14 protein-coding genes are annotated in these 13,110 nt (G+C 35.8%); 13 read left to right on the top strand and 1 reads right to left on the bottom strand.

The annotated features are described in order from the left end of the window. The first annotated feature begins 197 nt into the window (after positions 1 to 197). From G4D61_RS07140 to nfsA, 5 genes are all read left to right on the top strand, one after another. On the top strand, positions 198 to 1,265 hold the full coding sequence (locus G4D61_RS07140) for a C45 family autoproteolytic acyltransferase/hydrolase (RefSeq protein ID WP_035352452.1): 1,068 nt from the start codon (positions 198 to 200) through the stop codon (positions 1,263 to 1,265). Between the two features lie 91 nt (positions 1,266 to 1,356). Next, positions 1,357 to 1,785 (top strand): MarR family winged helix-turn-helix transcriptional regulator, encoded by a 429-nt coding sequence (locus tag G4D61_RS07135; RefSeq protein WP_035348087.1) that lies wholly within the window; start codon positions 1,357 to 1,359, stop codon positions 1,783 to 1,785. A gap of 475 nt (positions 1,786 to 2,260) precedes the next feature. Further along, positions 2,261 to 3,841 carry an MFS transporter gene (locus G4D61_RS07130; RefSeq protein ID WP_052137738.1) on the top strand — a complete coding sequence of 527 codons (1,581 nt, stop codon included), beginning with the start codon at positions 2,261 to 2,263 and terminating at the stop codon, positions 3,839 to 3,841. Between the two features lie 144 nt (positions 3,842 to 3,985). Continuing rightward, positions 3,986 to 4,576 carry a GNAT family N-acetyltransferase gene (locus G4D61_RS07125; RefSeq protein ID WP_025726637.1) on the top strand — a complete coding sequence of 197 codons (591 nt, stop codon included), beginning with the start codon at positions 3,986 to 3,988 and terminating at the stop codon, positions 4,574 to 4,576. Continuing rightward, positions 4,560 to 5,309, top strand: coding sequence for an oxygen-insensitive NADPH nitroreductase (gene nfsA, locus G4D61_RS07120; protein WP_025726638.1), 750 nt, complete (start codon positions 4,560 to 4,562; stop codon positions 5,307 to 5,309). The genes G4D61_RS07125 and nfsA overlap by 17 nt, the downstream gene beginning before the upstream one ends. A gap of 274 nt (positions 5,310 to 5,583) precedes the next feature. Here the strand turns inward: nfsA and G4D61_RS07115 are convergent, their stop codons facing one another. Next, entirely contained in the window at positions 5,584 to 7,272 is a 1,689-nt protein-coding gene (locus tag G4D61_RS07115; protein WP_163173580.1) for an L-lactate permease, read from the bottom strand. Positions 7,273 to 7,639: 367 nt separating this feature from the next. Here G4D61_RS07115 and G4D61_RS07110 point away from each other — a divergent pair, with 367 nt between their 5' ends. From G4D61_RS07110 to G4D61_RS07075, 8 genes are all read left to right on the top strand, one after another. Next, on the top strand, positions 7,640 to 8,158 hold the full coding sequence (locus tag G4D61_RS07110; protein ID WP_163173578.1) for a YqeG family HAD IIIA-type phosphatase: 519 nt from the start codon (positions 7,640 to 7,642) through the stop codon (positions 8,156 to 8,158). A 2-nt stretch (positions 8,159 to 8,160) separates the two neighbouring features. Then, positions 8,161 to 9,267 carry a ribosome biogenesis GTPase YqeH gene (yqeH, locus tag G4D61_RS07105; RefSeq protein ID WP_200886135.1) on the top strand — a complete coding sequence of 369 codons (1,107 nt, stop codon included), beginning with the start codon at positions 8,161 to 8,163 and terminating at the stop codon, positions 9,265 to 9,267. Positions 9,268 to 9,348: 81 nt separating this feature from the next. Continuing rightward, positions 9,349 to 10,185 (top strand): shikimate dehydrogenase, encoded by an 837-nt coding sequence (aroE, locus tag G4D61_RS07100; protein ID WP_035354828.1) that lies wholly within the window; start codon positions 9,349 to 9,351, stop codon positions 10,183 to 10,185. Then, entirely contained in the window at positions 10,185 to 10,475 is a 291-nt protein-coding gene (gene yhbY / locus G4D61_RS07095) for a ribosome assembly RNA-binding protein YhbY (RefSeq protein WP_025726643.1), read from the top strand. The genes aroE and yhbY overlap by 1 nt, the downstream gene beginning before the upstream one ends. Positions 10,476 to 10,489: 14 nt before the next feature. Further along, on the top strand, positions 10,490 to 11,065 hold the full coding sequence (locus G4D61_RS07090) for a nicotinate-nucleotide adenylyltransferase (protein ID WP_035354825.1): 576 nt from the start codon (positions 10,490 to 10,492) through the stop codon (positions 11,063 to 11,065). Further along, positions 11,055 to 11,630 carry a bis(5'-nucleosyl)-tetraphosphatase (symmetrical) YqeK gene (gene yqeK / locus G4D61_RS07085; protein WP_035354822.1) on the top strand — a complete coding sequence of 192 codons (576 nt, stop codon included), beginning with the start codon at positions 11,055 to 11,057 and terminating at the stop codon, positions 11,628 to 11,630. The genes G4D61_RS07090 and yqeK overlap by 11 nt, the downstream gene beginning before the upstream one ends. Further along, the gene (gene rsfS / locus G4D61_RS07080) at positions 11,627 to 11,980 is read left to right on the top strand and encodes a ribosome silencing factor (RefSeq protein WP_035354819.1); all 354 of its coding nucleotides are present in this window, start codon (positions 11,627 to 11,629) and stop codon (positions 11,978 to 11,980) included. Before yqeK ends, rsfS begins: the two co-directional genes overlap by 4 nt. Next, a complete protein-coding gene (locus tag G4D61_RS07075) occupies positions 11,977 to 12,729 on the top strand; it encodes a class I SAM-dependent DNA methyltransferase (RefSeq protein ID WP_163173576.1) in 753 nt (250 codons plus the stop codon). Before rsfS ends, G4D61_RS07075 begins: the two co-directional genes overlap by 4 nt. The last annotated feature ends 381 nt before the right edge of the window (positions 12,730 to 13,110 follow it).

The following is a 13,110-nucleotide window of genomic DNA, read 5'->3' as shown; positions in this document are numbered from 1 at the left end:
ATTTGTCGAACGATTCTTGGAATATCTTTAAATATCGGTCGTTCAGAAGGAACCGATTTATATGTTTACAGCTAGATTTAATGATGCGAGACAAATCAATCTTATACCAATAGGAGCATGGAAAATATCAGGATTCGTAAAGTATTTATTTTTATTAAAACTTATTTTATGCTTATGAATATGAAAGAGGGGATGAGATGAGACAAATATATAGTGATATCATTCAATTTCGAGGTACACATTATGATTTTGGTTATATGCAAGGTCAACGATTATTGAATTCATTAAGTGTTAAGAATCGTGAACAGCAGTGGAGAGTAAGGAAACCAAGATTTTTAATTAGCACGGATGAGACTTGCCGTGCAATCATGAAATTTGCTCCGGGTGTTTGGGAGGAACTAGAGGGATTACAAGCAGCTTTGAAATGGCCGATAGAACTTATTTTAAAAGAATTCGGAGGATATCGTTTGGATTATGGACGATCAGGCTGTTCTATTTTAACAGGTGATAACTTCTTAATAAGAAATTACGACTATCATCCAAAAACGTATGAAGGCCGTTATGTTTTATTTCAGCCGAGCGATCAAGGTTATGCAATTGTCGGTCCAACTCAAAGAGTGACTGGACGGATGGACGGGATGAATGAAAAAGGCTTAGCAATTGGATATAATTTCATGAATCGTAAACAGCCAGGTGATGGGTTCATTTGCTGTATGATTGGAAGGCTCATTCTTGAGGCCTGTGCCGATGTTGAAGAGGCTGTTGCGATGCTGAAAGAAATCCCGCATCGCCATTCCTTTAGCTATGTAGTCTATGATCAACAAAGTACTACTTATATTGTTGAAACAACTCCAAGAGGCGTTGAAGTACGTCAAGGAAATGCCTGTACGAATCATTTTGAAATTATGAAACATGAAAATCGCCACCATTTAGAAGATTCTAAGCGACGTTTAAGTATTTTACAAACAAGACAACATACGATCCAGCAAGCTTATGATGCCTTTAGGCTATTTAATGATACGGATAAAGGAATATTTTCAACATTATATGGCAGTTGGGCAGGAACGATTCACACATCTGCATATTTGCCGCAACAGCTGGAAGTATGGTTTGCACTGGGAGGAAACCAAGAACCAATTCGTGTTGATTTTGCGAAATGGCTTAAGGGACAGAATGTAAGTTTGAAGAAGATGGTGGGAGTGGTGGATACCGATATCTCTTTTTTACATATGGATGAAGATGCTGACTGGACAAAACGGCATTAAGTTACAGTTGTTACGTTAATCATTATTTTTATATATGTTATACTTTTCTTATGACAGTATTTTTAATAGATTTAAAAGAGGTGAAAGAATATTGAAAGAGGATTCACTTCAAGCAATAGAATATGAAATTGCGTTACTCGTGCGCTTAACAATTGCCCACAGCCCGCGTTTAGGTAGTCTAGACCGTTCTGAATACTTATTATTAAGTGAATTAGAAAAATCTAGTCCTTTAGCAATTAATGAACTTGCTGAAAATTTATTGTTAAATCTTTCAACTGCTAGCAGGCAAGTAGCAACATTAGAAACAAAGAAATATATTCGGCGTTTTCCTGATTCACAAAATGGCAGGATTAGTCTTGTAGAATTAACGTCTGAAGGGAAAAAGATTTTACATACTGTACAGAAGGCTAGGTACGATGCCTATACTGAAATGCTCCATGATTGGTCGCCTGAGGAGTTAAAACATTTAGAAGCAAACTTGGCTCGTTTAAATAAGGATTTTAAAAAATGGCATAAATAGTGCAAATTTTTCCTGATTGATTAGACACCACTTAATAATCGAATTAACGAAAAATCGGTATAAAAGAATAGGTGGTGTCACATAAATATCACCACGACTACTATTGCTTTATTGATTAAAAGTTGTATAATACATATTGTAATATACAAATTAAGGTTAGTAAAAAAATTTCCATTCAAGGGGAATTTTTTTGGTTTCCGAAAGCTGTTTTCGGAAATTTTGTTGTTTTTATTAAAAGGAGTAGTTGATTTACACTCGAGGTTGCTCGCTTTCCAACGGGCGGATGGTGAGCATCCTCGGCGCTATATGCCTGCGGGTCCTCACCGATTTCCGCTAATCCCGCAGGAGTCTCACATCCTTCGTTTCAATTGATAAATAAGATTTCTTTAACAACAACAATTTTTTAGAAAAAGAGCTTTTTCACATAACAGGTCGAGTATGTCGGCCTATTAAACCATTAGAAAGGGGAAACTAGATGAGCCAAGGCAATGTCGAGACGAACACAAATTCGTCTACAATAGGTATTCCAAGCTTTGTTATTATTTCAATTTTAACGATTTTTGCAATAGGACCTCAATATTTTATTAATCTCTCTTATACGATGAACCAGCAAATTATTCAAAATGGTCTACATTTTAATTCGCAATTCTCATTATATCCAGCGACACTTTCAAACCTTGCTTTTGCACTGGGCGTTCCGCTTGGTCCAATGATCGCCCGAAACGCTGGCATTAGAAAACATTATTTAACATGTATTTTTCTATTTTTATGTGCTTCTATTTTGAATGTTTTTGCTCCGAATATCGTTGTTCTTATTCTTGGCAGGGTTGTACAAAGTCTAAGTGCAGGTATGATTTTCTTGACGATGTTGCCAATTAGTTTGAGATCTTTTCCAGGGAACATTCGTAATTTCTTTTTATTTATGATTATTACGGGTTTATTTGGATCAACAGCAATGGGGGCTTGCTTCGGTTCCTTATCGTTAAATATTGATGAATGGCGTTGGCTATTTATCTTAAATATTATTACATCAATTATTTGCTTAATTGTCGGTTACTTTACTTTTCCCAAACATAAGGAACACCAGAAGCAGCCAATTGATAAAATGGGTATTTATTTACTAACATTGATTATGTTTTCTTTAGCGACTCCATTGTGTAATCTCATGGACAAAGGCTTTTCATCTTTTTATGTGTGGCCTTATTTAATTGTTGCCGGCTTGTTAATCTTAATCTTCATTTACGTCGATCTTCAAAAAGAAGTACCTTTGGTGCCGTTTGCAACGTTAAAAGCTGCTAAGCCAATTTCAGGTACTATTATGGCAGTAGCTTCACATATTCTACTTGTCTTATCGATTGCTGGTATTAATGGCTTTTTAAGAAATGATAAAGATCTTCCGTACCATTATTTAGTGCATTTTTATTTTTGGTTTTTTATTGGGATTTTGATTACTGCGATTTTAAAAACGTTGTTATACAGCAAGCTGGGTGCTGGTGTAATGGGGATTATCGGATCCGTTGCTGTTATTTATGTCAGCCTGGAGTGGAGAACGATGAATCCTGATGTTTCATTAACCGCCTTATATGTTCAAGTTGCTTGTCTTGGTGCAGGCGTTAGTATGGTCCTCGTCGGGGGTGCTCTTGGCACAGCGCTTGCAGGTGATCTTCATAAAGCTTCGCTGAGATCAACAACTTTGCATTCGATTCGTAATTTTGTTGGGGCAATCATTTCTCCTGTTATTGGTTGGTATCTAAGTCGCCAAAATCAACTTCATTATGAACATATTCGTTCTACTCTTGGACAGTTTAGTGGAGAAACAAATATGGAAATTTCACAGTTAACCAAGCAGTTTATGCAACATGGTCTGCCGCAAAGTAAGGCAGAAAATATGGCCTTTTATGAGCTTGTTTTACATTCCAAAAAAGACGCTGTATTAGGTGCTTATCATGATTTATTTACGATTATGCTTATAGTAAGTATTATAATGATTCTTGCTTCAATAGGGAAAATGGCTACAGGAAAAGGGCTAGGATTAGTGCCAAAAAAACAAAAGTGATGTAACGATTTTATATGCTCTGATAAGGTCAGATGATGCAGGTTCAATATAAAGTGATATATTGAACCTGCATCATCTGACCTTTTTACCTTTTTCTACTATAATAAATGGAGATGTTCATAATGACAGGTGGGGTGTGTAAAGGTGATTAGACAAGCATATGAGAAAGATGCACAGGAAGTAGCGTATTTAATTCATTTAGCGATTAAAGATATAGCTGAAGCATTAACAGGAGAAACTGATCTAGTCAGCATTCGGAAAGAGTTGGCTTATTTATTTCTTCAAAAGAATAATCGTCTCAGCTATCAAAATAGTATAGTAGCTGAAGTAAATGGTGAAATAGCGGGGACTTTAATTGCATACTCAGGGGATGATGCTTCATTACTTGATCAAGCAATTATGGAAAGATTGAAAAGGAAGAAACAGAATCATGTTGTACTAGATAAAGAAGCAGATCGTGGAGATTATTATATAGATACTGTTGCGGTACATCCACAATATCGAGGTAAAGGTATCGGAACAGAATTAATACATCATGCAGAACATGCAGCAGGTCAATACGGTTTTAGTAAAGTTTCTCTTAATGTTGCGCATGATAATGTTAGGGCAAAGCAGTTGTATCAGAGACTTGGATATGAGGAAGAAAAGATCAAACAAATTAATGGTCATCCATATGACTATATGATAAAGTATGTTCAGCATAAGGAGGGAATAAAAAATGAACACAATGATTGAAACCATTTTAAATCACAGATCTATACGTAAATATGAAGATCGACCGTTAACGAAGGAACAAATCGAAGTCATTGTCAAAAGTGCACAGGCTGCAGCAACGTCAAGCTATGTTCAAGCATATACGATTATCGGTATTACAGATCAGGAGAAAAAGAAACAACTTGCTCATCTTGTCGGCAATCAGCCATATGTTGAAAAGAACGGCCATCTTCTCGTTTTCTGTGCTGATTTATATCGTCATCAAGTTGTCGCCGAAATGGAGAATGTGGACATTACAGATTCCTTAGAAAGAACGGAAAACTTTATGATTGCTGTCATTGATGCGGCACTTGCAGCGCAAAATGCAGCATTAGCGGCAGAGTCAATGGGTCTTGGGATTTGTTATATCGGGGGGCTGCGTAACCAGTTAGTTGAAGTTTCGAAGCTGCTTAATATTCCAAAGCATGTTATTCCATTATTCGCAATGACAATTGGTTATCCGCTCCATGAATCATCTAAAAAACCACGTTTACCGTTTGCACATGTTTACCATGAGAATGGATATCAAACAAATAAAGAATTATTAAAAGAACAGCTACATGATTACAATCAAACGATACAACAATATTATAAAGAAAGAACAAATAATGAAAGACAAGATACTTGGACAAGTCAAATGGCTGTGAAATTTACAACACCTACGCGTCTTTATATGAAGGAATATGTTCAAAAACAAGGTTTTGATAAAAAATAAAAGTTCAATCAGGTGGCAGTTGATTTCTGCAGAAGGAAGCTGAGCCTTCTTGGCGCTGCACGCCTGTGAGGTCTCAGCAATCGCGCTAATCCCGCATGCTCCAATTAACTTTTTAATAAATTATTTTGGTGAATAATATTTCTTGAAAACCAACAATCTTTTAGACAAAATAAAAAGGTTCGTCATGATATGCTGACGAGCCTTTTTACTAAAGTGGATATAAAAACGTTTATTACTTAATGTTGAAGGCTGTTTATGAATAAACAGTCCTTTTTTATGGTACCATCCAAGTCAAAAAGAATGATTGAATAAATGTGATAATACAAATTAATAGTAACAGGAAGAGGCTATGCTTCACGGTGAATCGGAATAGCTCCGACTCTTTTCCAATCAAACCGGTTGCTGCACATGCGACAGCGATAGATTGTGGAGAGATCATTTTTCCTGTGACACCGCCAGAAGAATTGGCAGCCAGTGCTAATATTGGGTTCATCCCTACAGATTGAGCCGATACTTGTTGAAGCGCCCCAAATAGCACGTTTGACGAAGTATCCGATCCTGTAATAAATACCCCTAGCCAACCTAAAATTGGTGAGAAAAACGGAAAAAACGAACCTGTCTTCGCTAGTGCTAATGCTAAAGTGGTAATCATTCCTGAGGCATTCATAACATATGCAAAAGCAACGACGAAAATGATTGTCAAAACAGGAAATGTTAGCTCTTTCAACGTTTCTCCTAAAACAAGCACCCAATCTTTCCAGGAAATCTTAACAATATATTTTGTAATGATAGCAGCAATAAATATGGCTGTTCCAGCTGAACCTAAAATTTCTAATTTATATGCTGCAGAAATACCTTGCCCATTGCCATTCATAATATGGTTGTTGATGAATGGAACATTCGGATTAAAGGTTAATACCGACCCTACATAATTAACCGCTTTCAATAATGCGTTTGTTCCAGTATAGTGTCCTGTTAAGGCATTTTTTATTTGCGGAATTCCCCAGATTGTGATGAAAACTGTTAGGATAATAAATGGCGACCATGCCCTAACGATTTCCCATCTTGTATGTGGAGAAATCGCTTTCGACGGTTCTGAAACAGATAGAGTAGCTGCTGCTTCTTCGTGTGCAAACCGAAAAATACTTTTTGGTTTCCAAAATTTTAAAAATACTGCTAGAACAACTAATGACACTAAAGCTGATAATACGTCCGGAAGTTCAGGACCCATAAAATTAGATGTGAAATATTGTGTAATGGCAAAAGAAAATCCAGATACTAATAGTGCAGGTAGTACTTGTAATGCTTTTTTAAAGCCTGCCATGATTATGATTAAATACAGCGGAATAAATGCTGAAATAAAGGGCAATTGCCGACCGACCATTTTTGAAATTTCTAATGCAGATACACCTGTTGGCCCTGCCATAGCAATAATAGGTGAACCAATTGCCCCAAAAGCTACAGGTGCTGTGTTAGCAAGAAGACAAATGCCTGCAGCATACAGTGGATTGAAACCAAGTCCAACTAGTAATGCTGCTGATATTGCTACCGGAGCACCGAATCCTGCAGCACCTTCTAAGAAAGCTCCGAATGAAAAGGCAATGAGCAATGCTTGTAATCTTCTATCTTCAGTAATTGATACAACAGAGTTGCGAATAATTTCAAACTGCCCAGTTTTTACAGTTAATTTATATAAAAAAACTGAGGTGACAATAATCCAACCAATTGGTATGATTCCGTATACAGCACCTTGGGTGGCTGACATAACGGGAAAAGCAACCGGCATTTTGTAAACGATTACAGAAATAAACAAAGAAATAATTAACGTGATTAGACTTGCTTTCATTGCTGCCATTCTCTTAATTGCTAACGCCCAAAAGAAAAAGGCAATTGGGATAAGTGCAACTAGGGCCGATAAAAATAAGTGATCATGAATAGGAATAAAATTTTGTACATACCTCATAAATAAACCCCTCTTTCTTTTTAATGATATGGTTAAATGGTCATCTGATGACGTGATCAACGCTCACTTTAAAAAGTATAAATAGGTTTGTCGAAAAAAACAATATGTTTTTTCTATTTTTTTATTATTTGGATAATTATCTTATAGGGTGGCAAATACCACATAAATAGCATGATTATTCAGCGTAATAGATAAATGAACGTTCATAAGATGCTATTAATAATTTCAAGAACATTCTCTTAATATGTTAGGAGTTGAATAATATTGTATAATTGGTATGATTAAGGAAAAATTTAAACACAAGTAAGAAAACTATACTATAATTGTTTAGATAAAAATGGTAATGAATCGAATGGAGTGTTATTGATTGTTGTTGGATAATTTTTTACCAAATGAGCAAGTAAAATCTGTATTAATGATTAAACCTGAAGAATTAAAGAGCAGAGGGATTAAAGCGATTATTACAGATTTAGATAATACATTAGTGGAATGGGATCGGCCAAGTGCAACGCCAGAATTAACAAGCTGGTTTGAAAATATGAAAAAACACCAAATTAAAGTGACAATTGTTTCGAATAATCAACAATCGCGGGTCAAATTATTTGCTGAGCCTCTAGGAATTCCCTTTATTTATAAAGCAAGGAAGCCATTTGCAAAAGCCTTCCATAAAGCAGTTGAGATGATGAATGTTCGCAAGGAGGAAACAGTTGTAATCGGTGATCAATTGTTAACAGATATTCTTGGTGGCAATCGCAGTGGCTATTATACAATTTTGGTTGTGCCTGTTGCACAGTCAGATGGTTTTATGACAAAATTCAATAGAAAAGTTGAAAGAAGAATTATGAGTTATTTTAAGAAAAAAGGATTATTATCTTGGGAGGATTAAGTTTGGAAACTATGAAAGTACATTGTATAGGATGCGGGGTTGTGATTCAAACTGATCAACCTAATGAATTAGGGTACGCTCCACCCTCCGCTTTAAATAAGGAACAAATTATTTGTCAGCGTTGTTTTCGTTTAAAGCACTATAATGAAGTTCAAGACGTTTCTTTAACAGATGAAGATTTTTTGAAGATTTTAAATCAGCTCGGTGATGTTGATGGGCTAATCGTGAAAATCGTTGATATATTTGACTTTAATGGAAGTTGGCTGCCAGGATTGCAAAGATTTGTTGGCAAAAATCCAATTTTATTAATTGGTAATAAAGAAGACTTGCTTCCTAAAGCGGTAAAAAGGAAAAAAATGATACAATGGATGAAGCAGCAAGCAAAAGAACTAGGTTTAGATCCTATTGATGTTTTATTAGTGAGTGCTGCTAAAGGTCATTCAGTAGATGAAGCTATGGAAGCGATTGAACAATATCGCAATGGCAGAGATGTATATGTCGTTGGTTGTACGAATGTCGGTAAATCAACGTTTATTAATCGAGTTATTAAGCAAGCGACAGGTGAACAAGAACTTATTACAACTTCCCATTTTCCTGGTACGACGTTAGATATGATTGAAATACCATTAGACGATGGCACAGCTCTCTATGATACACCGGGAATTATTAATCATCATCAAATGGCGCATTTTGTAGGCAAAAAAGATTTAAAAGTGATTACACCTAAAAAGGAAATTAAGCCGATAATTTTTCAGCTTAACGAAGAGCAAACATTATTTTTTGGCGGATTAGCTCGGCTTGATTATATAAAAGGCGGACGACGTTCTTTTGTCTGCTATTTGTCAAATGCGATGCAAATTCATCGAACAAAATTAGAAAATGCCGATGCATTGTATGAAAGGCAGCTCGGTGATTTGCTGCAACCGCCGGGAAAAGATGAACTTGAAGGCTTTCCAGAACTTGTCCGTTATGAATTTTCGATAAAAGAAGGAAAAACAGATATTGTTTTCTCTGGATTAGGCTGGGTAACAGTAAATGAGCCAGGTGCAATTGTAGCGGCATACGTTCCGAAGGGCGTACATGTAATGCTTAGAAAGTCTTTAATTTAAGTATAAAGTGTTTGGATGACAAGGGGATGTAATGAAGTATAAATATATAGCTGTCTTTAATAGTAGGGGAGGAGAGTCGTTGTGAGAGAATTATATGGTGTTATTGGTGACCCAATTGCGCATTCTATGTCACCACTTATGCATAATGATGCTTTCAAAGCATTACACTATGATGCAGATTATCATGCCTTTCATGTCACGCCAGATAATTTAGAAGCAGCAGTAAAAGGAATGAAAGCAATTGGTGTTTCTGGCTTTAATGTAACGATTCCACATAAAACAGCAATCATTCCTTACTTAGACGAGATAGATCCGTTAGCTGAAGCAATTGGCGCGGTTAATACTGTTGTAAGGAAGGGGACGAAGTGGATTGGCTATAATACAGACGGCCCTGGTTTTATTCAATCTTTAAAAGAGGATTGGAAAGAAGATGTAACGAACGAGCATGTACTTGTCGTTGGAGCTGGCGGAGCGGCCAAAGCAATCTACTATGCTTTAGCGCAAAGCGGTGTGAAACAAATTGATATTTGCAATCGTACATTGGAAAAAGCTATAGCGCTGCAACAAGCAAATCCATTTCATTGTCAATCTAAAGCTATAACGCTGCAAGACGCTGAAGAATGTTTAGCTCAATACTCATTAATTGTACAAACAACATCGATCGGTATGCATCCGAATGTTCATCTGCAGCCGATTTCGTTAAAACATTTGAATGTTAACGCCTATGTAGCGGATATCATATACAATCCTTTTGAAACTGCTTTTTTGGCCGAGGCAAAAAGGTTGGGAGCCAATATTCAAAATGGTCTTGGAATGTTTATTTATCAAGGAGCAATTGCGTTTGAAAAATGGACTGGGCAAACCCCAGATGTCAAACGGATGAAACAGATAGTGATGGACAAATTAGGAGGGAAATAATGTTAACTGGTAAACAAAAACGATTTTTGCGTTCAAAAGCGCATCATTTGAATCCCATCTTTCAAGTTGGAAAAGGCGGAGTAAACGAAAATATGATTCGCCAAGTGAGTGATGCACTTGAGGCTCGAGAATTAATGAAAATTAGTGTTTTGCAAAACTGCGAAGAAGATAAGCAAACAGTTGCAGATCAACTTGTGCAAGGAACTAATGCGGAGCTTGTTCAAATTATTGGAAATACTATTGTCTTGTATAAAGAATCAAAAGAGAATAAAGAAATTGTTCTTCCGTAGCAGGGTGACTTAATATGAAGAAAAAGCAAGTAGGAATTTTAGGCGGGACCTTTGATCCTCCTCATCTTGGACATGTTATTTTAGCCAATGAAGTACTTCAGGCATTAAAACTAGATGAGATCAGATTTATGCCAAATCAAGAACCGCCGCATAAAATGAAGGTAGCAGATGTAACAAATAATGATCGTTTAAATATGTTAAAGCTTGCAATTGCTGATCACCCTAAGTTTGTCATAGAGACAATTGAATTAGAGCGAACAGGTCCGTCATACACATATGATACGATGGTTTTATTGAAAGAGCGGGAACCAGATATAGATTTTTATTTTATTATTGGGGCGGATATGATTGAATACTTACCAAAATGGAAAAATATTGAGCAACTTGTTCAGCTAGTGAATTTTGTTGGTGTAAACCGACCAAAATATTCGCATATAACCCATTATCCAATTACATTTGTGGAAATTCCGGATATTCAAATTTCATCATCTATTATTCGTGAAAGATTATATCATAATATGTCCGTTCAATATTTAATTGCTGATCAAGTTTGGGATTATATAAAGGAGCATCATTTATATGGAACGTGATAAAGCATTACAAATCGTTAAGGAGCAGTTAACAGAACGCCGTTATTTACATACGATCGGTGTGATGGAAACAGCGATAGAGCTTGCGCAAAACTACAATGAGGATGAAAAAAAGGCGGAATTGGCAGCTATTTTTCACGATTATGCAAAATTCCGTCCAGCTGATGAAATGAAACAAATCATTATCGAGCAAAATATGGACAACAGACTTTTACATTATCATGTTGAATTATGGCATGCTCCAGTTGGCGCATATTTAGTTAAAACAGAAGTCGGTATAAAAGATGAAGATATATTAGATGCAATCAAGTTTCATACTTCTGGAAGAGAGAATATGAATAAGCTTGAAAAAATTATTTACTTAGCTGACTATATTGAACCTGGCCGCCAATTTCCAGGTGTTGACAAAGCGAGACAATTGGCTAAAACGGATTTAGATGAAGCTGTTTTGTATGCTGCAAAACATACAATTGAGTTTTTACTAAGTAAAGATCAATCCATTTTTCCAGATACATTCGCTTTATATAATGATTTAATCATGAAGAAAGAAGGGAAGCAGTTATGAATAATCAAGAATTATTAAAAGTTGTTGTAAAAGCGTGTGATGATAAACGAGCAGAAGATATTGTTGTACTAAATATGCAAGGTCTATCTTTAATTGCGGATTATTTTCTTGTTTGCAACGGAAATTCAAATAAACAAATACAAGCGATTGCTCGTGAAGTAAAAGAAAAAGTAGAGGAATTGGGCGGCGAAGTAAAACGGATGGAAGGCTATGACGAAGGAAAATGGGTGCTTATTGATTTAGGCGATGTCGTTGCACATATCTTTAATCGCGATGAGAGAAGTTATTATAATTTAGAAAGATTATGGGGAGATGCACCATCCATTAGCGTTGCAAATGTATTATCATGAGCTACGAAGATTTCGCATATGTTTATGACTTTTTAATGAAAGATGCTCCGTATGATGAATGGTTAGACTGGGTAAAGCGTCAGCAAAAAATTTATCATCATACTGGTAAACGTGTACTAGATTTAGCTTGTGGTACAGGTGAACTGTCCATTCGTCTTGCCAAAAATGGTTACCATGTAACAGGTGTTGATTTATCGGAAGATATGTTGACTGTTGCCAATCAAAAAGCAATGATGGAAGGAATAGCATTATCACTTTTACAACAAAATATGTGTGAATTAGAAGGTCTTTTCAATTATGATATTGTGACTATTTTCTGTGATTCTTTAAATTATTTGTCAACATCAGATGATGTTCGACAAACGTTTAAACATGTATATACCGCTTTAAAGCCCGGTGGTATGTTTTTATTTGATGTCCATTCTATTTATAAAATGGAAAATATTTTTGCTCATCATACTTTTGCTGAAAATGATGACGAGGTTTCTTACATATGGAACTGCTTTGAAGGAGAACACCCATATTCAGTGGAACATGATCTTAGTTTCTTTGTATTGGATCAGCAAACAGGTTTATATGAAAGAATAGATGAATTACATAAGCAAAGAACATTTTCAATTGAGCAGTATGGTCATTGGCTAAAAGAAGCTGGTTTTACAGTTAAAACAATTACAGCTGATTTTTCAGTCGATCAACCATCCTCGCAAAGTGAACGAATCTTCTTTACATGTATGAAAGAGTCATCGTAAAAGAGATTGCTGAAAATAACTTATTCACTGAGGCTGTCAACAAACTTGTTTTAGTTTGTAGGGCAGTCTTTTTTATTTTAGATAGAGGATAGTTCTCCAAAGCTTACCGCTCGCTTTCCGCGGACAAGCGCCGAGCAAATGCTTCTCCGAACTAATGGAATGTTTATTTTTAAATTCTTTTTAGGTTTTAAAATTGTATCCTTAAACCAGCGATATGCTATGTTTGTTCGATTTCTTCTATAGTTTAACGTATAGAACGGATGCAAAAAACATATTAAAAATAAAGAGATTTTTCATAAACAACTGGATCTTCACTCGGTCTTGTTATGAAACGATTTTTTTTACATTTTCAAATGATTCATTGATACTTATGGGGAGATT

Source organism: Heyndrickxia ginsengihumi, from assembly GCF_011008565.1.
Classification (GTDB): domain Bacteria; phylum Bacillota; class Bacilli; order Bacillales; family Bacillaceae_C; genus Weizmannia; species Weizmannia ginsengihumi.
This window is presented reverse-complemented; position numbering and strand designations above follow the sequence as displayed.